21 protein-coding genes are annotated in these 22,763 nt (G+C 32.2%); 11 read left to right on the top strand and 10 right to left on the bottom strand.

From position 1 onward, the window contains the following. Window positions 1–209 precede the first annotated feature (209 nt). Together IAI56_RS00380 and IAI56_RS00375 are read left to right on the top strand one after the other, a co-directional pair. A complete protein-coding gene (locus IAI56_RS00380) occupies window positions 210–1,556 on the top strand; it encodes a sigma-54-dependent transcriptional regulator (RefSeq protein WP_187655985.1) in 1,347 nt (448 codons plus the stop codon). A 43-nt stretch (window positions 1,557–1,599) separates the two neighbouring features. After that, window positions 1,600–2,889 carry a sensor histidine kinase gene (locus IAI56_RS00375; protein ID WP_239107010.1) on the top strand — a complete coding sequence of 430 codons (1,290 nt, stop codon included), beginning with the start codon at window positions 1,600–1,602 and terminating at the stop codon, window positions 2,887–2,889. A 40-nt stretch (window positions 2,890–2,929) separates the two neighbouring features. Here the strand turns inward: IAI56_RS00375 and IAI56_RS00370 are convergent, their stop codons facing one another. From IAI56_RS00370 to trmB, 4 genes are all read right to left on the bottom strand, one after another. Then, window positions 2,930–3,820 carry a hypothetical protein gene (locus IAI56_RS00370; RefSeq protein WP_187655984.1) on the bottom strand — a complete coding sequence of 297 codons (891 nt, stop codon included), beginning with the start codon at window positions 3,818–3,820 and terminating at the stop codon, window positions 2,930–2,932. Next, window positions 3,817–4,161 carry an MGMT family protein gene (locus IAI56_RS00365; protein WP_187655983.1) on the bottom strand — a complete coding sequence of 115 codons (345 nt, stop codon included), beginning with the start codon at window positions 4,159–4,161 and terminating at the stop codon, window positions 3,817–3,819. The genes IAI56_RS00370 and IAI56_RS00365 overlap by 4 nt, the downstream gene beginning before the upstream one ends. Before the next feature lie 98 nt (window positions 4,162–4,259). Beyond that, window positions 4,260–4,901, bottom strand: a complete 642-nt coding sequence (locus IAI56_RS00360) for a LysE family translocator (protein ID WP_187655982.1) — start codon at window positions 4,899–4,901, stop codon at window positions 4,260–4,262. Between the two features lie 85 nt (window positions 4,902–4,986). Further along, the gene (gene trmB, locus IAI56_RS00355; RefSeq protein ID WP_187655981.1) at window positions 4,987–5,661 is read right to left on the bottom strand and encodes a tRNA (guanosine(46)-N7)-methyltransferase TrmB; all 675 of its coding nucleotides are present in this window, start codon (window positions 5,659–5,661) and stop codon (window positions 4,987–4,989) included. Between the two features lie 297 nt (window positions 5,662–5,958). Between trmB and IAI56_RS00350 the strand changes: the two genes are divergently transcribed. Beyond that, entirely contained in the window at window positions 5,959–7,035 is a 1,077-nt protein-coding gene (locus tag IAI56_RS00350) for a glycosyltransferase (protein WP_187655980.1), read from the top strand. Here IAI56_RS00350 and IAI56_RS00345 read toward each other — a convergent pair. Beyond that, window positions 7,009–8,052: a sensor histidine kinase gene (locus IAI56_RS00345; protein WP_187655979.1), complete on the bottom strand. Its 1,044-nt coding sequence runs from the start codon at window positions 8,050–8,052 to the stop codon at window positions 7,009–7,011. The genes IAI56_RS00350 and IAI56_RS00345 overlap by 27 nt on opposite strands. Window positions 8,053–8,054: 2 nt before the next feature. Continuing rightward, window positions 8,055–8,738 (bottom strand): response regulator, encoded by a 684-nt coding sequence (locus IAI56_RS00340; RefSeq protein WP_187655978.1) that lies wholly within the window; start codon window positions 8,736–8,738, stop codon window positions 8,055–8,057. Window positions 8,739–8,931: 193 nt separating this feature from the next. On the opposite strand from IAI56_RS00340, the gene IAI56_RS00335 reads away from it, so the two are divergent. The 7 genes from IAI56_RS00335 to IAI56_RS00305 all read left to right on the top strand — a co-directional run bounded on the left by IAI56_RS00335 (window position 8,932) and on the right by IAI56_RS00305 (window position 17,659). Then, on the top strand, window positions 8,932–11,655 hold the full coding sequence (locus tag IAI56_RS00335) for a TonB-dependent receptor (RefSeq protein WP_187655977.1): 2,724 nt from the start codon (window positions 8,932–8,934) through the stop codon (window positions 11,653–11,655). A gap of 101 nt (window positions 11,656–11,756) precedes the next feature. Next, window positions 11,757–12,926, top strand: a complete 1,170-nt coding sequence (locus IAI56_RS00330) for a hypothetical protein (RefSeq protein WP_187655976.1) — start codon at window positions 11,757–11,759, stop codon at window positions 12,924–12,926. A 107-nt stretch (window positions 12,927–13,033) separates the two neighbouring features. Continuing rightward, window positions 13,034–13,348: a T9SS type A sorting domain-containing protein gene (locus tag IAI56_RS00325; protein WP_187655975.1), complete on the top strand. Its 315-nt coding sequence runs from the start codon at window positions 13,034–13,036 to the stop codon at window positions 13,346–13,348. Between the two features lie 92 nt (window positions 13,349–13,440). Continuing rightward, window positions 13,441–15,147, top strand: a complete 1,707-nt coding sequence (locus tag IAI56_RS00320) for a T9SS type A sorting domain-containing protein (protein WP_187655974.1) — start codon at window positions 13,441–13,443, stop codon at window positions 15,145–15,147. Window positions 15,148–15,223: 76 nt separating this feature from the next. Next, the gene (locus IAI56_RS00315; protein ID WP_187655973.1) at window positions 15,224–16,204 is read left to right on the top strand and encodes a LuxE/PaaK family acyltransferase; all 981 of its coding nucleotides are present in this window, start codon (window positions 15,224–15,226) and stop codon (window positions 16,202–16,204) included. A gap of 44 nt (window positions 16,205–16,248) precedes the next feature. Beyond that, complete coding sequence (locus IAI56_RS00310) at window positions 16,249–16,983, top strand: hypothetical protein (protein WP_187655972.1); 735 nt, start codon at window positions 16,249–16,251, stop codon at window positions 16,981–16,983. A 4-nt stretch (window positions 16,984–16,987) separates the two neighbouring features. Next, on the top strand, window positions 16,988–17,659 hold the full coding sequence (locus IAI56_RS00305; RefSeq protein WP_187655971.1) for a hypothetical protein: 672 nt from the start codon (window positions 16,988–16,990) through the stop codon (window positions 17,657–17,659). A 29-nt stretch (window positions 17,660–17,688) separates the two neighbouring features. On the opposite strand, the gene tyrS is transcribed toward IAI56_RS00305, so the two are convergent. Further along, window positions 17,689–18,981, bottom strand: coding sequence for a tyrosine--tRNA ligase (tyrS, locus tag IAI56_RS00300; protein WP_187655970.1), 1,293 nt, complete (start codon window positions 18,979–18,981; stop codon window positions 17,689–17,691). Between the two features lie 289 nt (window positions 18,982–19,270). On the opposite strand from tyrS, the gene IAI56_RS00295 reads away from it, so the two are divergent. Next, the gene (locus IAI56_RS00295; protein WP_187655969.1) at window positions 19,271–20,293 is read left to right on the top strand and encodes an NAD-dependent epimerase/dehydratase family protein; all 1,023 of its coding nucleotides are present in this window, start codon (window positions 19,271–19,273) and stop codon (window positions 20,291–20,293) included. On the opposite strand, the gene IAI56_RS00290 is transcribed toward IAI56_RS00295, so the two are convergent. From IAI56_RS00290 to IAI56_RS00280, 3 genes are read right to left on the bottom strand one after another with little or no spacing between them, the layout of a single operon-like run. Beyond that, window positions 20,280–20,663: a DUF4296 domain-containing protein gene (locus IAI56_RS00290; RefSeq protein WP_187655968.1), complete on the bottom strand. Its 384-nt coding sequence runs from the start codon at window positions 20,661–20,663 to the stop codon at window positions 20,280–20,282. The two genes, IAI56_RS00295 and IAI56_RS00290, sit on opposite strands and share 14 nt — an antisense overlap. A 10-nt stretch (window positions 20,664–20,673) precedes the next feature. Continuing rightward, window positions 20,674–22,020 (bottom strand): dihydroorotase, encoded by a 1,347-nt coding sequence (locus IAI56_RS00285; RefSeq protein WP_187655967.1) that lies wholly within the window; start codon window positions 22,018–22,020, stop codon window positions 20,674–20,676. Window positions 22,021–22,026: 6 nt separating this feature from the next. Continuing rightward, window positions 22,027–22,749, bottom strand: coding sequence for a polyprenol monophosphomannose synthase (locus IAI56_RS00280; protein ID WP_187655965.1), 723 nt, complete (start codon window positions 22,747–22,749; stop codon window positions 22,027–22,029). Between the last annotated feature and the right edge of the window lie 14 nt (window positions 22,750–22,763).

The raw sequence follows: 22,763 nt of genomic DNA, 5'->3' as shown, positions 1-22,763 counted from the left end.
TTTTAAAAAACACAATCATTTGATTTTAAATAAATTACAAGTCGATTAATTTTCAACAGTGTTCATTATCGAACACCATTTGTACGAAACCGAACACTTTGAAAAAACAGTAATTATAAAAAAATATAAACCATTAAGAAATTAAGGTTCATTTAGAGCATTACAAAGCTTAATTTTCTTAACATCTTAATGGTTTAAACATAAAATAGATGAAAAAAACCAATGCCAACATTTTAGTTATTGACGATCAAGAAGATATTCTTTTTGCCGCAAAAATGCTTTTGAAGAAACATTTCGAAACCATTTTTACGCTCAATAATCCAAAGAATGTCATCCAATTATTAGCCGAAAATGATATTGATGTTGTGCTTTTGGACATGAACTATCGCATTGGTTTTGAAGATGGACGCGAAGGTTTGTATTTTTTGAAAGAAATAAAAACGCTTTCGCCAAAAACGATTGTGATTTTAATGACAGCTTTTGGAAAAGTTGAAACTGCTGTTGAAGGCTTGAAAAATGGCGCTTTTGATTATGTATTGAAGCCTTGGGAAAACGAAAAACTACTTGAAACGGTAAAACAAGCTGTTGACGAATCAAGAAAAACGAGAAAAAAAGCCAAAAAAGAAACTCCAGCAGAAAATTATTTTATTGGTGAATCTAAATCGATACAAAAAGCCTACTCTTTGGGAGAAAAAGTAGCCAAAACCGATGCTAATGTGTTGATTTTAGGCGAAAACGGTACTGGAAAATTTGTAATGGCACATTATATTCATCAGAATTCTGATCGAAAAAATAATGCTTTTGTTCATGTTGATTTGGGTTCGTTGAATGATAACATTTTTGAAAGCGAACTTTTTGGTTATGCCAAAGGTGCTTTTACCGATGCCAAAACAGATACCGCTGGACGATTTGAAAACGCACAAAACGGCACTATTTTTTTAGACGAAATTGGAAACGTTCCGTTGCATTTACAATCCAAATTATTACAGGTTATTCAAACCAAAACCGTTACTCGTTTAGGCGAATCAAAAGCGCGACCATTGGACGTTAGAATCATTACGGCAACCAATTTGAATTTGAAAGAAGAAGTCAACCAAAAGTATTTCCGTGAAGATTTGTATTATCGCATCAACACGATGGAAATTACCTTGCCTTCATTAAAAGAACGTAAAGAAGATAAAATTCCGTTGGCGCAATTTTTATTGGAAAAAATGATTTCAAAATACAATCGAAATGAAATAATTTTCAGTGAAAAAACATTGGAACAAATAGAAAAGCACGCTTGGAATGGCAACATTCGTGAAATGGAAAACCGAATTGAAAGAGCTGTAATTTTATGTGAAAACAACACTATTTCGGCTTCCGATTTGGATTTAGAACAAATTACTACTTTTGAAAACCGTGATGATATTCCGCTTTCGGATAGAGAAAAAATGACGATAGAAAAAGTATTAGTAAAACACGATTACAACATTAGTAAATCGGCAGAAGAACTCGGTTTGTCTCGCGCGGCTTTATATCGAAGAATGGAAAAATACAACATTAGTAATTCGTAAAGTGTTCAAAAATCAACAACTATATCATCAACTTTTTTTTCGGTTGATACTGGTTTTAATCAGTATTGGTTTGAGTATGTTTTTATTTTCAAAAGGCTTGCTTTACACTGGATTTTTCGTAGTATTTATTTCTGTTTTGTTGCTTTCTGAAATTTATTTTTTTATCAAAAATGCTTTTTTGATTTATGACCGAACGATTGCGTCTATATTACAAAATGATTTTTCTGCCGATTTTTCTAAACATAAATCCTATGAAAATTATTCCAGTTTATTCCAATTGTATGGTAGGCTAAAAAACAAACAACACGAAGAACTTTCAAAAGACATTATTTATCGTTCGATTTTAAACAATATTGAAACCGGAATTATCATTTTGCAGAAGGAAAATGACGATTGGAATATCTTTTTGATGAATGATTATTTTTCCAAACATTTTACTGTGCCAAAAGTTTCCAAATGGCATTATTTAAAAAATCAATTACCATCGCTTTGCGAAATTATTGAAGAGCAACATTTTCAGGAAATGAAAACATCGTTGCAAATTAGAGTGAACAAACAAGATACACAAACCTTCATTATTCAAACCTCTGCAACTCGAACATTCAATCAGGAATACTACATTATTTTACTCGACAGCATTCAAAAAGTGGTTGAGAAAAAAGAAAAAGAAGCTTGGATTAACTTGATGAAAGTGATTTCGCACGAGTTATTAAATTCGCTTACACCAATTCGTTCGCTTTCTCAAAATTTAAGTGAATTGGTCCAACAAGAAACACTTTCAACTGAAGATTTGGAAGACATTAAACAAAGTGTGGCAACAATGCACAACCGAAGCAATCACTTGCAAGAATTTGTAGAAAGTTATCGAAAACTGGCGATGCTTCCTTCGCCAAGAAAAGAAAAAACAGAGCTTTCAGAATTAATCAATGATTGTTTAAAAATCATGCAGCCATTGTTTAAGAAAGAGGCCATTTCTGTTAAAAATACTATCGATTTTAGTCGTTGGATTTTAGTCGATAAAAATCAAATGGAACAAGTAATCATCAATTTATTGACCAATAGTATGTATGCTTTGGAAGCAAAAGAAACAAAAGAAATTACGCTTTCAGCTGAAGTCAAAGATAAACGAATTTACCTCATCATTACGGATACTGGAACTGGAATTGATACTGAAATTGAAGACAAAATTTTCCTTCCGTTTTTTACTACCCGAAAAGATGGCGCTGGAATTGGACTGACGTTATCGAAAAATATTATTGAAGCTCACGGTGGTTATTTGGCTTTTGAAAATGGAGAAAATCAAACGAAATTTACGGTTTGTTTGTTGGAGTAGATTTGTAATTATTTGTAAATTTTTGAAAATTAGGAAATAATTACAAATCATTTTTTAATAGACAGTGGCTTTTAATTTCATTAAAATCCTTTAAATCCAATTTCCTTTGTAAATCAAAATCAACATAATCGTATATTTTATCTTGATTAAATTGAGATCTATTTATTTTACCTTCAATTTCATTTGAGTAATAATAGTGTTTATTAATTTGAAGTTTGGTTCTAATTTTTGTTTTGAAATTACCGTAGTATTTAATCATTGAAAGACCGATGTATTTTTTAGGTTTAAGCTTGTATAATCGACTTGTGACAATACAACCATACCTTTTATAAGAAAACTCGATTGGTTTCCATATGCCATCAACATCTTTTGCTTCTTGAATTATTTTAATATAAGCATCTTTTATAAATGCGGTTGTATTACCACAATTTTTAATTAAAACTGGAAAGCAATTTACCATAGCTTTTTCTTGATTAACACAAGTATTTATATATTGTTGCATTAACTTGATGGATTTTTCTTTGAGAGTTTTTGAAGGTAATTTACCGCCAATAAGACCAACTCTTTTAAATCGATATTCTTTTGGTGGAACTTTAACAAACTTATATTCAAAACCATTATTAGTTACTGTGTATGAAGTATCAATAATAACGTGTAAATTATATTTGGGTAAAATAGTGTCAAAATGTTTACAACATTGATAATTGTTTTTATGATTATCCTCCGAGAAACCTTTATTATAATTTACATTAATATCTTCTTCAAATCCTTGAGCTAAAATATTAGCATAAAAAATATGTAGCATCTCTTTACTATTGACCTCAACTACATTTTTCTGTTTTGGAACAATAAGTCGTGGCAAATTATTCTCTTTTTTCTTGGAACAAAAAGAAAACAACAATACCAAGAATATAAAAATTACTTTTCTCATAACTGCTCACTAATTTCTGGAATCCAAAAATGCTTTTCAAAATCTACAATTTGATTATCAACTATTTCAATTCCTTCGTTTTCCAACAGTTGTTGCATTAAATTGGTTCCTTCAAAATGATGTTTCCCCGAAAGTAATCCTTTTCTATTGACGACACGATGCGCTGGAACATCTTCTATATTGTGGCTTGCATTCATTGCCCAACCAACCATTCTAGCCGAACGAGCTGCTCCCAAAGCTTTTGCAATTGCACCATACGACGTGACTTTTCCTTCGGGAATTTGACGAACGACTTCATAAACTCGTTCAAAAAAATTATCGTTCTCTGATGTTTTTTTCATGTTATAGAAATTCTCTAAATAGTTTTAATCGGATTTCTTTTTTTGCCAAAGATTTACAGATTTTGGTTTTTGAAATTAAAGCCGATTTTTGAAATAACTTAATTAAAATGGTAATTCAAGATATTTATTAACGTTAAAATTGCCACAAAACCTGTAACCAAACCAATAATGGTATTCATATTTTTTATGAAATAATCAGTTTTGGATTTTAGCTTTTCGAAGAAAACTACATAACAGTAAAACACCGAGAACGAACCAACAACTACGCCAAAAACCAAACTATAAATAGAAACAGCATCAAAAGTGAAGATTTTATAAGATGCCAATGTTATACTTACTAAAACATAATATGGAATTGGGAAAAAATTAATTGCCGAAATCAACATTCCCATAAAAAAACGACTTCGTTTGCTTTTCAGTTGAATGCTTTCTTTATCGATTTGTTTTTTTGGAGTTTTAGCAAAAAATAAAAAATAAAACGAAATCACGGTAAAAATTCCCAAACCAATTTCGCGTAGCAATACTACAACTTCTTCGTTCTTATTGATATATCGAGCAAAAATCACCGAAATATACGTTTGGACAAGAATTACCAACAAAGCACCGAGAACAAACACCAAAGCACGTCTTCTTCCGTCAGTAACACTAACTTTTGCTGCGGTCATATTGATTAATCCTGGCGGAAAAATGCCAATAATCGCAGCTACAAATCCCGATAAGAATGGAAGTATAACACTCATTGTATATTGTAAAATGTATATTGTACATTGAAAAACCGAATAATTACATTATACAATTTTACAGTTTACATTATACAAATAAAAACTATTTAATCTTAAAACGAATATACGTAATTGCTTTGTTAATTTCTAAATATTGATTTTCGTAAAACGTTTGAATTTCAGTTACTTCTTTTGGCGAACCTTCATTTTTATACACATTATGATTGGCATACAAAACCTCGTGACCTTCGCCATGAAGCAATCCAAGTGTATAACCGTGCATAAATTCGCTATCAGTTTTTAAATTTACAACGCCATCGGGTTTTAGAATTCGTTTGTACATTTTCAAAAACTCCGAATTGGTCATTCTATGTTTCGTTCGCTTATATTTAATTTGCGGATCGGGAAACGTAATCCAAATCTCGGCAACTTCATGTGCAGCAAAAATATCTTCAATCAACTCAATTTGCGTGCGAACAAACGCTGTATTGTTCATTCCGCTTTCAACTGCCGTTTTTGCACCACGCCAAAAACGCGCACCTTTTACATCAATTCCAATATAGTTTGCATTTGGATTTCGTTGCGCCAAACCAATCGTATATTCACCTTTTCCACAGCCTAACTCCACAATAATCGGATTATCATTCTTGAAAAACTCTGAATTCCATTTTCCTTTATACTGAAAATTTCCACTAACAACTTCTTCTCTAGTTGGTTGCAACACATTTTCAAACGTATCGTTTTCTTTAAATCGCTTTAATTTATTCTTACTTCCCACAAACTTAAATTTTTGGTAAAAATAAGGAAATATACAGTAAACCAAACTGTTTTATCTTTACATTTGATTAGGAACGAATCGGTAGTTTGTTTCAGTAATTGTAATTCCTGCTTTTCGCTACAATTCCCGAAAAAAAATCGGGAAATTTTCGCTTCAATCAGGGTTAAAGCTGTAAACCATTTGATTCCTAGTAAACGAATAGAAAAAAATTAGCCCCGATTGAAGTGGAAATCCTTTTATAATTACAGAAGTAATTATAAAAGATTGAAACGGAAAGCGGGAAAACGGAAAGCAAAAATGCCCGAACCATTCGCTCAAAATAAAAAAAACATCTTGATTGCTCCGTTAAATTGGGGTTTAGGTCATGCTACGCGATGTATTCCAATCATTCGGGAATTGCAAAAAAATGGTTTTACACCAATCATTGCTTCCGATGGAAATGCTTTGGCGTTGCTCAAAAAAGAATTTCCTGAATTAATGCATTTAGATTTGCCTTCGTATCAAATTGAATATGCCAAAAAAGCCGAAAATTTTAAGTGGAAATTGATAAAAAATAGTCCAAAAACCATTCACGCTATTTTGGAAGAGAAAAAAATTGTAAAAAAATGGGTGAAGGAATTTGATTTGTGTGGTATTATTTCAGACAATCGACTTGGTGTTTATAGCAAAAAAATTCCGAGTGTTTTTATTACGCATCAACTCACGGTTTTATCGGGAAAAACGACTTGGATTTCGAGCAAAATGCATCAGTTTTTTATTAAAAATTTTACCGAATGTTGGGTTCCCGATTTTGATAAAAATGTGAATTTTTCAGGAAAATTAGGTCATTTAAAAGACAATTCGCTAAACTTAAAATACATTGGAATTCTCAGCCGATTGGAGAAAAAAGAATTGCCTAAAAAATATGATTTGATGGTTTTGCTTTCTGGTCCAGAACCGCAACGAACGATTTTGGAAGACAAACTAATTGACGAAATTGAAAGCCTTGACGGTAACATTCTTTTCATCAAAGGAAAAGTGGAAGAAACGCAAAAAATGGAGCAAAAAAATCACGTCACTTTTTGCAATTTTATGACTTCAACCGAACTGGAAAAGGCTTTTAACGAAAGTGAAACTGTTCTTTGTCGTTCGGGTTATACCACAATTATGGATTTAGTAAAACTGGAGAAAAAAGCGTTTTTTATTCCAACTCCAGGACAATTTGAACAGGAATATCTCGCCAAACGATTGAAGAAAAAAGGAATTATTCCTTTTGCAAATCAGGATGATTTTAGAATTGAAAAATTACAAGAAATTCAGTTATACAGTGGTTTTCCAAAGATCAGTGAAGAAATACATTGGAAACAATTATTTATCCTTTTCGATAGTAAATGAAAACTCGGAACCTTTACCAAATTCGCTTTCTACATAAATCGATTCGCCGTGTGCTTCAATAATATGCTTTACGATGGAAAGTCCAAGTCCAGAACCACCTTCGCTTCGCGCACCACTTTTATCCACACGAAAAAAGCGTTCAAAAATTCTGGAAAGATGTTGTTTTGCAATTCCTTCGCCGTTATCTCGAATACGAACAATCAATTTACTATCGACTAAATCTTCAATGGTAACTTCTGTTGTGCCGTTTTCTTTACCGTATTTTATGGAATTCATCACCAAATTAGTGACAACTTGCTGGATTTTATCCTTGTCAGCAAAAACGTTGATGGCTTTGTTATACTTTCGGTCAAACATCAAAATAATGTTCTTTTTGTCGGCGTTCATTTCGAGCAAATCGAAAACATTTTGAATAACTTCCACAATATTAAATTTAGACAAATCGAGGTTCATTTCGCCCATTTCAAATTTGGCAATCATGTCTAAATCTTCTACGATATAAACCAATCGTTCGACACCTTTTTCGGCACGTTCGAGGTATTTTTTTCTCACTTTTTTATCGTCCATTGCACCTTCAAGCAGTGTTGATATATAACCTTGAACGGTAAAAAGTGGTGTTTTTAATTCGTGAGAAACATTTCCCATAAATTCTCTACGGTATTCTTCGCGGACTTTTAGGGTTTCGATTTCGAGTTTTTTATCGGTAGCAAACTTTTTAACCTGTTTGGTTAGCGTTGCCATATCAGTAGTAATGGGTTGATTGATAAAGGAAGTCGATTCGAGAAACGAAACATCATCGTAGATTTTTTTTACTCTTCGATAAATGAATTTTTCGACACGATATTGTATCACAAAGAAGGAAAATGTTGCCATTGAAACGGCAAAAAGCAAACAAATTGAGAATGAAAATTTGCCAAAAAACCACAATAATAATCCAAGAAAACCAGTTGAAAAAAGGGTAATATAAGTGGTTGAAACTAGTGCAAACCGGTATGTTTTCTTGAATTTTATTGCCATTATTATCCTTCTAATTTGTATCCAACACCTTTAATGGTTTTGAATAAATCTTCGTCGATTTTTTCGCGCAATTTACGAATATGTACGTCAATTGTTCGTCCGCCAACGATAACTTCGTTACCCCAAACTTTATCCAGAATTTCTTCGCGCTTGAATACTTTTCCAGGTTTTGAAGCTAAAAGATAGAATAGTTCAAATTCTTTTCGAGGCAAAATAATTTCTTTTCCGTCTTTGATTATTTTGTATTCTTCGCGGTTGATTTCGATTCCGGCTACGTTTAAAGTTTCGGTAGATTTTTCGTCTTCTTTTAATCTTCGTAGTAATGCTTTTACTTTACTAACCAACAATTTTGGTTTGATTGGCTTTGTAATATAATCATCGGCACCAGCATCAAAACCTGCTACTTGAGAATAATCTTCGCTTCGAGCCGTTAAGAAAGTAATGATTACATTGCTAAGTTCAGGAAGTATTCTAATGTTTTCGCAAGCTTCCATTCCATCCATTTCGGGCATCATTACGTCCATGATGATCAATTGTGGCAAATGTTTTTTGGCTTTAGCAATAGCTTCTTTTCCATCGGAAGCCGTGATGATTTGATAACCTTCTTGCTCAAGATTGTAGCCAACAATTTCGAGAATATCTTGCTCGTCATCGACTAATAAAATGGTAATTTCCTTTTTTTTCATGTGATGCAATCATTTTAGAATAGCAATGCAAAAGTAAAGATAATACAAAATGATACGTAAATGAAATACTGAGTTAACCATTATTTAATATGATAACAATTTGGTAATATTTTCAAAACAAAATACTAATAAGTGAGTAACGTGGTCTTTACATTGGAGTAGTTCCTTTGCGCCAAAATAAAACACAACAAAAATGAAATTTAAATTAATTGTTATCACTTTGTTATTTACGGTTTTAGGATTTGCTCAAACCAAAGGAACAATAAAAGGTGTTGTTACTGATAAAGATTTGAATAACGAACCTTTGCCTTTTGCAAATGTAGTGGTAAAAGGACAAAATATTGCGGTTAATACAGATGAAAACGGAAGTTTCAGTATTGCTATCGTTCCAGGAGAATATATTTTGGAATTTAGTTTTCTAGGTTATGAAAATGCTACCGAAAAAGTAATTGTAAAAGAAAACGAAACCATTATTGTAAATAAATCAATTGGTTCTGGAAGTTATACGCTTCAAGATGTTATTGTTCAAAAAGCCACAAATCGTGAAAAAGAATCGGCTTTGTTGTTAGACCAAAAGAAAGCTGTAGAAGTTAAACAAGAAATTGGTGCACAAGAATTAAGCAGAAAAGGTGTTGGCGATGTTGCATCGGCAGTTGCTAAAACGACTGGAGTTTCTAAACAAGAAGGAAGTAACAATGTTTATGTTCGTGGACTTGGCGACAGATATAATTCAACTTCTATTAATGGTTTACCTGTTCCTTCAAATGATCCTGAAAAGAAAAACATTGCACTTGATCTTTTTTCGACTGATATTGTAGAATCTATTTCTATTGATAAAGTATATACTTCTAGAATTTCGGGAGATTTTGCTGGTGGAAACGTGAATATTTCTTCCAAGAATTACAAAGGAAATGGTATGTTGGAAATTTCTTTGGGTTCTACAATCAATACCAATGCAATAGAGAAAAACGGTGAATTTTATCTTCAAGACGGACCAAACCAATTTGGATATTCGTCTTATGGTGTTCCAAACAATCCATTATCTGGATACAATTTTCAAAACAGTTTAGTTCCAGTAAAAGAAAGTCCATTTGGTGGAAACATAGGAATTAAAGCTGGAAAATCATTTGACATCGGCAAAGAAGGAAAATTAAATTTATTTGCAAACGCTGGCTTTAACAATGGATATGAATACAGAGAAGGAATAAACCAAAGTGTTAGTGCGCAAGCTGCTGAATTAAAATCATTTGAACAAGAACGATTTGCATACAAAACGAATTCAACTGGAATGTTCAATGCAAATTACAAAATCAATAGCAAGAATAAAATATCTTACAACTTTCTATTCGTAAATTCTTCCGAACAATTAAAGGATAGTTATTTTGGTTACAATAGAGATTTTGAAGGATTTGACATTTTAGTACAAAGAGGAACTTACATAGAAAATACACTATTTGTTAATCAATTATTAGGAAATCACGAATTGACAAAAAAGATTGATTTTGACTGGGGTTTGTCTTACAACAAAATCAAAGGCGATATGCCAGACAGAACACAAAACACTTTGAAATTTGAGGAAGACTTGAATGGTTTTACTTTCGGACAAAACACAATTACAGACAATCACAGATATTATCAAAATTTAACTGAAGACGAAATTGCTGCTAATCTTGCGCTTAATTATGCTTTGGGCGATAAAGAAAATGGAGAAGCCAAAGGAAAAATCACACTTGGTTACAACGGAAGATTTAAAAACAGAGATTTTGAAGCCATTCAATTTAACTTTAGATTTTTTGACGGTTTGTTGAATACTGTTGTAAATCCAGATAACCTAGACACCGTTTTAAACCAAGAAAACTACAGTAATGGTTTATTTAATATTGAAGCTTTTGGTGGTTTGCGCCCTCAAACTTACACTGGTGAACAGAATATTCACGCGAGTTTTGCGAGTTTAGAATACAAATTGACTGAAAAATTAAGTTCAATAGTTGGTTTACGTTTTGAAAGAGTAGAACAAACTGTTTCATGGAGAACACAATTAGGTGCTGATACAAATTCATTCAATAGAAATGAGTTTTTACCAAATCTTATTTTAAAATACGAAGTAAACGAAAAACAAAACCTTAGATTTGGCGCAAGTAAAACTTATACTTTACCACAGTTCAAAGAAAGAGCACTTTTTATTTATGAAGATGTAACCGAAGTAAAAGTAGGTAACCCAAATTTATATCCTTCACAAAATTACAATGCCGATTTAAAATGGGAATATTTCCTTAAAAATGACGAACTTATATCAGTTACAGCATTTGGAAAATACATTATTGACCCAATAAACGAAATCACTTTAGCTTCTTCAACTAATGATATTTCTTTCATCAATACCGGAGATTCTGGACACGCATATGGAATTGAATTGGAAGTTAGAAAAAATATCTTCGAAATCGAAGGCGATTTAACCAATAAACTTTCGGCTGGATTTAATGCTTCTTATATGAAAACTGATCAAGAATTAGACTCAGAGAAAGTTAGAAATGAAACCGATTATAACATTAACTTAACAAACGAAAGAGCAGGATTTACTGGTGCTTCTGACTTTTTGTTAAATGCTGATTTATCTTATACTAAAGATTTTCAAAATAATAAAAGTGTAACAGCTACAATAATTTATGCTCATTATTCTGATAGACTTTATGCGCTTGGAGTTGAAACCAAAGGAAATTTAGTAGACAAAGGAATGGGTTCATTGGACTTTGTTTTAAAAACTAAACTGAACAAAAATCTAGGTATCAATTTGAATGCAAGAAACATCTTAAATCCAACATTCAAAAGGGTTCAAGAAAATGCTGGTGGAGATGTTCCTGTACTAACCTATAAAAAAGGTGCCTTTTTTGGACTAGGATTAGAGTACAAATTTTAACAAACTGATAATTAACTTATTGTTTACATAGCCTTAACTATTATTACAACTGTAATTTTCAATTTTGCAATCAAATAAAATAACTATAAAATAAACACACAATGAAAAAACAAATTTCAAGAATTTTAGCAACAGCAATTTTATCTGCTTCGTTATTTATGACGTCTTGTTCTGATGATGAAAATAATTCAAACAAATCTACTTTTGTTTTAGACCGCGAAAATTTGAAAGGAGAAATTAATGATGGTACTGTAACATTAGAATCAGGAACATACAAACTAACTGGAAAATTAATCGTTAAAGAAACAGCAAAATTAGTTATCAAACCAGGAGTTATCATTGAAGCTACAGACGCTACAACTGATGGACTTGTTAGATATATTGCCATTGCACAAGGTGGAGAAATTGATGTTCAAGGAACAGCATCTAATCCAGTTATTATGACATCAAGTGTAAAACAACCTGGTGGTTGGGGTGGATTAGTAATCTGTGGTAAAGCTCCAATTAATAAAGGATTAACAGCTTCTGCCGAAGTTTCAGAATTAACATATGGTGGTGCTATTTCAAATGACAATTCTGGTTCTATCAGATATTTAAGACTAGAATACACAGGATATGCATACAACAGCGAAAAAGAATTCAATGGTTTATCACTTTTTGGAGTTGGTAGCGGAACATTAATCGAATATGTACAATCTTATGAAGGATCAGACGATGCTTTCGAATGGTTTGGTGGAACAGTAAATGCTAAATATTTAGTTGCTTTTAATGGTTCAAATTCTGTTGGTGATGATATTTTTGACTGGACTGAAGGCTGGACTGGAACAGGTGAATATTGGTATGGAAAAAGAACAAATGCTGGAAACAGAGGAATTGAAGCCGATAACAATTCAAACAACCACACGGCTACTCCAATCTCTAATCCTACACTTAGAAACATTACCTTAATTGGTAACGGTGATACTGGTTCTGAGCCTCAAGCCATCAAATTGAGAGTGGGTACAAACGTAAATTTTGACAACTTAGTATTAAGTAACTGGAAAACAGGTTTTGATATTCAACACAACGAAAGTCTTGCCTTTGTTACTGCAGGTTCTTTAAAAGCAACAAACGTAAGATTTGATAATGTTACTACAAAGTCAAAAGGTACAAACACCACTAGTGAAGCTATTGATGTAACTTCAGTTTACACCGAAAATGCAAATGCAACAGGTGCTGGAAATGGAACTGGAATTCCAACATGGGCAACTGGCTGGACAAGAGGTTTGTAATATTTCTTAATAATTTCACAAAAAAGCTCCTTCCTAACCAGAAGGAGTTTTTTTTGGTACAATATTTGAAATAAATTTTATATATTTGTATTAACCAAATAATAATGATGGCAAAACACTACTTCTATATTACACTTTTCTTTTGTTTGTTTTCTTTGAGTGCATTATCACAAGAAGGAAAACTTCAACAAAATGATGTGCTTGGTTTTTATCCAAATCCTGTAAGTAATGGTAAAATCTACATCACATCAAAAACTACTTTGGAAAAAGAAATACTAATTTTTGATGTACTAGGTAAAAAAGTGTTACAAACCAATACTTCTTCAAAAGAATTAAATATCAGTACAATTCCAGCAGGAGTTTACATTATTAAAATCAAAGAAGAAGATACTACCGTTACTAGAAAATTAATTGTCAGATAGTTAAATTTAGATATTTAACTATTTTTTTACTTTGATAATTTTTTTACTAAAAATTTGTGCTTAACTTTGCATACTAATTAATTTTGAAATTTATGAAAAAACTTTACGCTTTATTATTTTTAATAATGACTTCTTTGTCTTTTGGACAAACGTTCTACTCTGAAAACATTGGAACTGCAACTGGAACTTTATCTATTACTGCTAATACATTCCAAAACTCAACTCCTATTGTGTATTCAGGAACTGCTGACACAAGATCAACACTTGCAACTGGTACTTATGCTGGAGCTTCTCAAGGAAGAAATGTTTTCATAACCAATACTGCTGATTTATTTTTCCAAATTGATGGATTAAATACATCAGCTTACAATTCCTCCAACATTCAACTATCATTTGGACTTAACACAAACAATGTCAACAATCAGGTTGCTGTTGAATTTAGCACAAATGGTACTAACTGGACTGCAATAACTTATACCGTTACTGCTACAAATTGGTCATTAGTAACTATACCAGGCGGTCAAATACCTTCATCGTCAACTTTATCATTAAGATTTAGACAACCTAATCCAGCAGTTGCACAATTTAGAATTGATGATATAAAACTAAGTAATGTATCATCGTCATGTACATTGGCACTTGGAACACCTACAACTTCATGTATTAATTCCACTCTAGGTATTGACACATATTCAGTTACAATACCATTTACTGGAGGTGGAAATGCTAACTATGTTATAACTCCATCATCTGGAACAGTTGGAGGTGATAATCCAACAACAACCGCAGAAGGAAATATAACGATTACAGGTATTTCTGAAAATACAGGTTACTCCGTTACAATTGTAGGTGGAACTTGTAATTTAGATACTAATGGAAATTCTCCTGAATGTAAACCAGTAAATTCTTTACCATATAGCGAACCATTCCCATATACAGTTGGAGGTTCATTAAATGCTGAGCAAAAATGGACAGCGGTAAATTCTGGAGATAATATTACTATCAATTCAGGAAGCTTAAGTTATACTGGAATTACTTCTACTGGAAATTCAATCACTTTTGGAGGTTCAGGAGCAGAATCAAGAACTCCATTTACAAACACTACAACAGGTACAGTTTATGCTTCGTTTATCGCTACTGTTACAGACTTATCAAATATTACATCTACTGACTTAACTGTTAATACTTATTTTGCTGTTTTTACTGATAATTCAGGTGCTACAACTAATGGTAGAGTTTGGATAAGAAAAAACGGTACTCAATATCAATATGGTTTAGGTACAACTGCAGCCCCAACTGATTGGGATACTACATTATATAATGTAAACGATATTCAGTATATTGTTTTAGGATATGATTTTACAAACAACATTTTAACGTTGACTATCAACCCAACAATTGGCGGAACTGCTTCTCCAACATTAGCAGTTGTTCCTGCTACTGCATACACTAGTATTGCTGGTTTAATCTTTAGACAAGATGGAAATACAAATACGCCAACAATGATTATTGACGAACTAAGAGTAGATGTAACGCCTAACTTTACTTTAGGAACTTCTCAAAATGAAATCACTGGTTTAAAAATGTATCCAAACCCAGTTTCAAACGGAACTTTATTCATCGAAACTGCTGCTAATGCTGAAAAAACAGTTACTGTTTTTGATGTAATAGGAAAACAAGTTTTAAAAACTATTTCTTCTGAAAACGAAATCAATGTTAGCGAATTAAACGCAGGTGTTTATGTAGTTAAAATTTCTGAAGAAGGTAAAACTGCTACTAAAAAATTAGTGGTTAGATAATCCCATTTTTATAATATTAAAAGCTCTAACGAAAGTTAGGGCTTTTTTATTTTTATTACTTTTGCAAAAAAATTACTTGATAAACACACAAGACATATTCACCATTTCTTCTCAAAAGCAATTTGAAAAAATGGCGCTGAAAGTTTTTCGTTACCAATACGAAAACAATAAAGTCTATCGTGAGTTTTGTGATTTTCTAAATACTGATGTTCAAAAAGTAAAATCACTTGAGAAAATTCCGTTTTTGCCCATACAGTTTTTCAAAAGTCATGATGTGGTTTCAAACACTGAAGCTATTCAAGAAACTTTCACTAGTAGCGGAACAACAGGAATGATTACTAGCAAACATCTCGTTACTGATGTTTCGCTCTACGAACAAAGTTATCGATTGGCTTTTTCAGAGTTTTATGGAAATATTGAAGATTATACCGTTTTGGCTTTGCTTCCATCCTATTTGGAACGCTGCGGTTCGTCTTTGATTTATATGGTTAAAGATCTAATCGAATTGTCCAACAACGAACACAGCGGTTTTTATCTTCACAATTATGACGAATTAATTGCAAAACTAATCGAACTCGATTCATCTGGTCAAAACGTAATTTTAATTGGTGTAACTTATGCTTTATTAGATTTAATCGAGAAACAAAACTTTCAGTTAAAAAATACCATTATCATGGAAACTGGCGGAATGAAAGGCAAACGAAAAGAAATCATTCGAGAAGAATTGCATTCCATTTTAAGTAAAGGTTTTAGCGTTTCCAACATTCATTCTGAATATGGCATGACCGAATTATTATCGCAAGCCTATTCATTGGGCAATGGAATTTTTGAATGCCCATCATGGATGCAAATCCTAGTTCGCGACACCGAAGATGCATTAACCTATGTCGATTTCGGAAAAACTGGCGGTGTAAACGTGATTGATTTAGCCAATATTAATTCGTGTTCATTTATCGCAACACAAGATTTAGGAAAAAAACATTCCAACAATTCCTTTGAAATTTTAGGCCGTTTTGACAATTCCGATATTCGAGGTTGCAATTTGATGGTTATGTAATAAAATCCATATTTTTACGTTATCTTATTATTTAATGTAACTTTATGCGAATTTTTATCCTTTTATTTCTTTGCTCATTTTCTATTTTCGCCCAGAATCCAAAACTTGAAGTTATAATCAATTCTATTGAAACTTTTCCAGTTCACAACTCAGCAACGGAATATCACATCAATTATCAAATAGAAAATAAAACCGCAAACGAACTTTCGTTTTTTCTTATTCCAAATGCATTAATTGCTAATTCGGCTAGTTCTTTGACGCTTTTTCCGGTTTACAAAATATATCAAAACGGTATTTTTGAAAATATGGATGGACCATTTTTCGAATTCGAAACAAAAGACGATTTAGAATATTCAAAAATAGAAAATAAAGAATCCGAAGAAGCCAAAAATCTTTTGAAAAAAATCCAAATAACTCAAGGTACAATAGCAATGGATAATTATAAAAAATACAAAGAGAATGGTGGTGAAAGTAATGATTTACAATGGATTTATTACAGACTGCGTTTGCTCAACAATATTGTTTTTTTGAAGCCAAACGAAACCAAAACATTCACTATAAAAACACTTTGGAACAAAAACCGATATATTAAAAACGATGATTTAGAGTTTTATCTCGACCAAAATAACACTATCGAAATTGAACTAATTCTCGACCTGAAAACCAATTTATTTCAAGACCAACTCACAAAAGAAGATTTGCAAAAAATCAAAGAAAATCCTAATTTTATCAAAGGTCAATTCACTTCCAACAAAATGAAAATTGAATTTAAAGATTAATTCCATGAGGATAAAACTGATTTTAATTTTACTTTATTCCACATTTCTATTTGGACAAAAAACCGTTGAGATTAAGATTGAAAGCCTGACTTCTTTGGATGAAACTCCAGAAGTAAGAACATTTACTATAAAATATTCAATTACAAACAAAACAAATAAAACCATTCATTTTATATTAAATCCAGACAATCTAATTCCGATTAGTGCTGGTTCTTTGAATCCTAGTGTTTATTATAAAGTTTATGAAAAAGAAAAATCAATTGATGTGAGTGGAATCTTTACAGCAAAAAAAACTATTAGGACTTTTAAGGACGAAGCAGAAGTAAAAAAATACAATGACTCAATAACTGATACATTTATAAACAGAACTGCTGAACAAGTTATACAAGAAAGTAAAGCCCGAACAATCAAAAACATTCAAGAAATTAAATCAAATCAAACAAAAGAATTTTCAACAACTTTTAATTGGGATAAAAATCGCTATTTCAAAAACGATGTTATGGAATATTACATTGACGAAAAAGAACCACATTTTTATGAATTACATATCAATTTGATGAAAGAAGAATTGCTTTCAAAATTTTCCGAAAAAGAACAAAACGAAATCCTAAAAGACAAAAACTTTATCAAAGGTTGGTTTACTTCCAATAAAGTTGAAATTAATTTTAGAGAATAAAAAAGGAGCAAAATTTGCTCCTTTTTGTATTAAACCATTTTTATCAAGTAATAATTTTTCTTTCCTTTTTGCAACATTACAAACTGATTGTGAATTAAATCAGATGCTGTAATTTTATAATCTGCTGCTATTTTTTCTTTATTTAACGAAATCGAATTCTGCTGCAATTCACGTCTTGCGTCACTATTAGAAGCCAAGAAACCTGTTTTAGCAGAAAGCGCTGCAATCATATCCAAACCTTCGTTCAAATCATCAGTTGAAACCTCAGCTTGTGGAACACCATCAAAAACCTCTAAAAAAGTAGCAACATCCAATTTTTTTAAATCATCCATCGTTGGACTAAAAAAAGCACTCGAAGCAAAAACTGCTTTCTCCAACTCTTCTTTTCCATGAACAAAAGTGGTGATTTCTTCCGCCAAACGCTTTTGTAAAACACGTAAATGTGGAGCAGTTTGATGTTCAGCAACTAAACTATCAATCGTGTTTTTATCCAAAAACGTAAAAATCTTAATGTATTTCTCCGCATCAACATCAGTTGTATTCAACCAAAATTGGTAGAATTTATAGACCGAAGTTTTATCCGCAGTTAACCAAACATTTCCACCTTCGGATTTTCCAAATTTAGAACCATCAGCTTTAGTTATCAAAGGACAAGTCATTGCAAAAGCTTTTGCCGATTCGCTATTCATTCTACGAACCAATTCCGTTCCAGTCGTAATATTTCCCCATTGATCGCTTCCACCCATTTGTAGCAAACAATTGTGCGCTTTATACAAATGATGAAAATCATAACCCTGAATTAATTGATAGGTAAACTCCGTGAAACTCATTCCTTCGCCTTCAGCACTTAATCTTTTCTTCACAGAATCCTTTGCCATCATGTAGTTTACAGTAATACGTTTTCCCACATCACGTGCAAAATTGATAAACGAAAAATCCTTCATCCAATCATAGTTATTAACCAAAATCGGAGCATTCGCAGCAGTAGAATTAAAATCCAAAAATCGTGACAAAACCGCTTTAATTCCAGCCACATTTTTATCCAAAGTAGCTTCATCCAGCAAATTTCTTTCGTCACTTTTCCCCGATGGATCGCCAATCATTCCTGTTGCGCCACCAACCAAAGCAATAGGTTTATGCCCAAATTTCTCCAAATGAACTAAAAGAATTATCGGAACCAAACTCCCAATATGCAATGAATCGCTCGTTGGATCAAACCCAATATACGTCGTTGTCATTTCCTTTAAAAGTTGTTCTTCCGTTCCAGGCATGATATCATGAACCAATCCACGCCATTGCAATTCTTCTACTAAATTCTTCATTTTTTCAAAATTTTGACAAAGATAACAATTCAAAAACCAATGACAATAGCAATTTTAATATCAAAAATTAATTATGTTGAGCGAATCGCTTGGAATTTATCTGTTATCCATTCTCCTGCTTTCCGTTTCAATCTTTATAAATTGCCACGAGTTTAAACCCGTGGCAATTTATAAAGGATTTCCACTTCAATCAGGGCTAAACAGTATTTGTCTTACCAAGAAAACATTATTTCAAAACCAATTCCTTTTAAACTTTTAAACTATAAACTTTTAAACTTATCTTTACAACATGATTTTAGTCACAGGCGGAACCGGTTTAGTTGGAGCACATTTATTACTTCATTTAGCAGAAAATGAAGAAAATATAGTTGCCATTTACAGAAATCAAAAAAAGATTGAAAAAACCAAAAAACTATTTTCACTCTACAATAAAGAACATCTTTTTGCCAAAATCCAATGGATAAAAGCCGATATTCTCGACATTCCATCACTAGAAATTGCTTTTGAAAATATAGAATACGTTTACCATTGTGCCGCACAAATTTCATTTAATCCAAAAGACGAAAATCTACTCAGAAAAGTAAATATCGAAGGTACAGCCAACATTGTCAATTTTTGCATCGATAAAAACATAAAAAAACTTTGCCACGTTAGTTCCATTGCAGCATTAGGCGATTTAAAAGAAACCGAAACCATTCTCACCGAAGAAATTGAATGGAATCCCGAATCACTTCACAGCGATTATGCCATCACAAAATATGGTGCCGAAATGGAAGTTTGGCGCGGACAACAAGAAGGTTTAAACGTAGTAATTGTAAATCCCGGAGTAATTTTTGGAACAACACTTTGGAAAGATGGAAGTGGCGAATTTTTTACCAAAATAAAAAAAGGATTTCCCTTTTTCACCAAAGGTTCAACAGGTTATATTGGCGTTTTTGATGTTGTAAAAACAATGCATTTGTTGATGAAAAGCACCGTTTCGGGAGAACGATTTTCATTAATTTCCGAAAATCTATCTTTTGAAGAAATCATTTTTAAAATTGCCGACAAATTAAATGTCAAAAAACCAACTTTTGAAGTAAAACCTTGGATGACTTCAATTGCGTGGCGATTGGATTGGTTGGTTTCAACTGTTTTTAGAAGTAAGCGAAAAATCACAAAATATGGTGCCAATTCACTTCATTCCAAAGAAATTATTTCCAACCAGAAAATTAAAAATCCCGAAATCTCGGGATTGAATTATGAGTTTCAAAGTATCGATTCCGTTTTAGACGAAATAATTACTTTGGACAAAAAAATTAATACACTTTAGGCGCATCCGAATTCTCGGTACTGTTTTTCTCTGCAGCTGTTTTTCCAGTTACTTTTTTATCGTCTTCGTCTAATTTTGCTTTTACTTTTTCAAACATTCTTTTATATTCTTCGGCATCCGAAGCATAATATTTATTGCTCGAAATCAACTGAAGGCTATCAATTTTATATTTTTTTAGAATGTATTGATTGATTTCACTTTGTGTAAAACCTCGTTTAATCCCTTGACTTTTAACCGTTTCTAATAACGAAATATCATATAAAATATCAACCATTTTATCTTTTTCAATCAAATTGGATGGTTTTTCAATTACTGAATTATTACAACTAACGGCTAAAAATACTACGCAAAAAAAGAATATTTTTTTCATATTTGTAAAATTACAACTCTGTTTCAAAAAGCAATCGCTTTCCAACTTTTTTATCTTTTACTTTAAAATTTTGGTAAACCAATTCTCCGTTTACAAAAGTATGTGATATTCTGGATTTAAAATTATATCCTTCAAATGGCGACCAACCACATTTTGCTATAATATTTTCCTTCTTGACATTCCAAGGCAAACCTGCATTTACAATAACTAAATCGGCATAGAAACCTTCCTTGATAAACCCGCGCTTCTCAATTTTAAATATTTTTGCTGGATTGTGACACATTTTTTCTACTATTTTTTCAACAGAAATTTTACCTTGATGATGTGCTTCAAACATGGCAACTACAGCATGTTGCACTAATGGTCCACCAGAAGGCGCTTTTGTATACACTTGCTTTTTTTCCTCCAAAGTATGTGGCGCATGGTCAGTGGCAACAACATCTATTCTATCATCTAGCAATGCTGCCCAAAGAGCTTTTCTATCATCAGCTGATTTTACGGCAGGATTCCATTTGATAAGATTTCCTTTTGTGGCATAATCTTCGTCTGAAAACCAAAGATGATGAATGCAAACCTCAGCCGTGATTTGTTTTTCTTCCAGCGGAATTTTATTGGTAAATAAATCCAATTCTTTGGCTGTTGAAATATGAAAAACATGCAGTCTTGCTCCAGTTCGTTTAGCCAATTCGATAACTTTTACCGTTGATTTATAGCATGCTTCTACACTTCTAATTTCGGGATGATATTGTACCGGAATATCGTCACCAAACTGTAATTTATATTTTTCTAAATTTTCTTTTACCGTGGTCTCGTCTTCGCTATGAACAGCAATTAGAAGTTTAGTGCTGGAAAATATTTTTTCTAACGCAGCAGAACTATCTACAAGCATGTCACCTGTAGAAGATCCTAAAAATAGTTTTAAACCGGCTACATTTTTGGGATTTGTTTTAAGAATTTCTTCTAAATTATCATTAGTTCCACCCATCATAAACGAATAATTCGCATAGGAAGTTCGGGCAGCAATTTGATATTTTTCTTCCAAAATTTCTTGCGTTACTGCATTTGGAACGGTGTTTGGCTGCTCGATAAAAGATGTTATTCCGCCAGCAACAGCAGCACGACTTTCGGTTTCAATTGTTCCTTTATGAGTTAAACCTGGTTCACGAAAATGTACTTGATCATCGATTGCACCCGGAATTAAATAATTTCCTTCGGCATCAATAATTTTACAATTAGGTGATTTTGGACTAATACTTTCGGCAATTTCGACTATGAATTCATCTTCAATCAAAACGTCGCCTTCTACAATCTTACCTTCGTTTACAATCTTGGCATTTTTAATTAAAACAGTATTCATTTTATTTTATAATCGGTTAATAAACTTTTTTATTCGCAATGACAAAACGCCAAAAACGGCTTCTTTAATAATTGCACCACTCATTTTGGATTGTCCTTTAGTTCTGTCGGTGAAAATGACTGGAACTTCTTGAATGTTGAACTTTTTGGCAAAAGCTCGGTATTTCATTTCAATTTGAAACGCGTAACCAATGAATTTTATTTTATCTAAATTGATGGTTTCTAACACGTGTTTTTTGTAACAAATAAAACCAGCAGTTGCATCCATTATTTTCATTCCGGTTATCATTCGAACATAAACCGAAGCAAAATAGGACAACAAAACTCTGCTCAATGGCCAGTTTACCACATTTACACCAGTTACATATCGAGAACCAACTGCTAAATCGGCACCGTTTACACAAGCTTCATGAAGTCGTTCTAAATCATTTGGATTGTGAGAAAAATCGGCATCCATTTCAAAGATGAATTCGTAATTTTTATCCAAAGCCCATTTGAAACCATGCACATAAGCTGTTCCTAATCCAGACTTCTTTTTTCTTACTTCTAGAAATAATTTTTCGGAAAATTCTTTTTGAAGTTCAGTTACTTTTTGCGCGGTTCCATCGGGAGAATTATCGTCAACAATAAGAATATGAAATATTTTTTCAAGCGAAAACACAGCACGAACAATGCTTTCGATGTTTTCAATTTCGTTATAGGTTGGAATAATTACTATACCTGAACTCATTTATAAGGACATTT

Origin of the sequence: Flavobacterium macrobrachii (genome assembly GCF_014486675.1) — a bacterium.
GTDB lineage: Bacteria > Bacteroidota > Bacteroidia > Flavobacteriales > Flavobacteriaceae > Flavobacterium > Flavobacterium macrobrachii.
Note: the sequence above shows the minus strand (reverse complement) of the source record. Positions and strands in the feature narration are given on the sequence as shown.

What these genes read in the sequence shown, in the direction of transcription:
- IAI56_RS00380 (WP_187655985.1), top strand. Translation starts at nt 210, where the DNA reads ATGAAAAAAACCAATGCCAACATTTTAGTTATTGACGATCAAGAAGAT.
- IAI56_RS00370 (WP_187655984.1), bottom strand. Translation starts at nt 3,820, where the DNA reads ATGAGAAAAGTAATTTTTATATTCTTGGTATTGTTGTTTTCTTTTTGT.
- IAI56_RS00365 (WP_187655983.1), bottom strand. Translation starts at nt 4,161, where the DNA reads ATGAAAAAAACATCAGAGAACGATAATTTTTTTGAACGAGTTTATGAA.
- IAI56_RS00360 (WP_187655982.1), bottom strand. Translation starts at nt 4,901, where the DNA reads ATGAGTGTTATACTTCCATTCTTATCGGGATTTGTAGCTGCGATTATT.
- IAI56_RS00350 (WP_187655980.1), top strand. Translation starts at nt 5,959, where the DNA reads ATGCCCGAACCATTCGCTCAAAATAAAAAAAACATCTTGATTGCTCCG.
- IAI56_RS00345 (WP_187655979.1), bottom strand. Translation starts at nt 8,052, where the DNA reads ATGGCAATAAAATTCAAGAAAACATACCGGTTTGCACTAGTTTCAACC.
- IAI56_RS00340 (WP_187655978.1), bottom strand. Translation starts at nt 8,738, where the DNA reads ATGAAAAAAAAGGAAATTACCATTTTATTAGTCGATGACGAGCAAGAT.
- IAI56_RS00335 (WP_187655977.1), top strand. Translation starts at nt 8,932, where the DNA reads ATGAAATTTAAATTAATTGTTATCACTTTGTTATTTACGGTTTTAGGA.
- IAI56_RS00330 (WP_187655976.1), top strand. Translation starts at nt 11,757, where the DNA reads ATGAAAAAACAAATTTCAAGAATTTTAGCAACAGCAATTTTATCTGCT.
- IAI56_RS00325 (WP_187655975.1), top strand. Translation starts at nt 13,034, where the DNA reads ATGGCAAAACACTACTTCTATATTACACTTTTCTTTTGTTTGTTTTCT.
- IAI56_RS00320 (WP_187655974.1), top strand. Translation starts at nt 13,441, where the DNA reads ATGAAAAAACTTTACGCTTTATTATTTTTAATAATGACTTCTTTGTCT.
- IAI56_RS00310 (WP_187655972.1), top strand. Translation starts at nt 16,249, where the DNA reads ATGCGAATTTTTATCCTTTTATTTCTTTGCTCATTTTCTATTTTCGCC.
- IAI56_RS00305 (WP_187655971.1), top strand. Translation starts at nt 16,988, where the DNA reads ATGAGGATAAAACTGATTTTAATTTTACTTTATTCCACATTTCTATTT.
- tyrS (WP_187655970.1), bottom strand. Translation starts at nt 18,981, where the DNA reads ATGAAGAATTTAGTAGAAGAATTGCAATGGCGTGGATTGGTTCATGAT.
- IAI56_RS00295 (WP_187655969.1), top strand. Translation starts at nt 19,271, where the DNA reads ATGATTTTAGTCACAGGCGGAACCGGTTTAGTTGGAGCACATTTATTA.
- IAI56_RS00290 (WP_187655968.1), bottom strand. Translation starts at nt 20,663, where the DNA reads ATGAAAAAAATATTCTTTTTTTGCGTAGTATTTTTAGCCGTTAGTTGT.
- IAI56_RS00285 (WP_187655967.1), bottom strand. Translation starts at nt 22,020, where the DNA reads ATGAATACTGTTTTAATTAAAAATGCCAAGATTGTAAACGAAGGTAAG.
- IAI56_RS00280 (WP_187655965.1), bottom strand. Translation starts at nt 22,749, where the DNA reads ATGAGTTCAGGTATAGTAATTATTCCAACCTATAACGAAATTGAAAAC.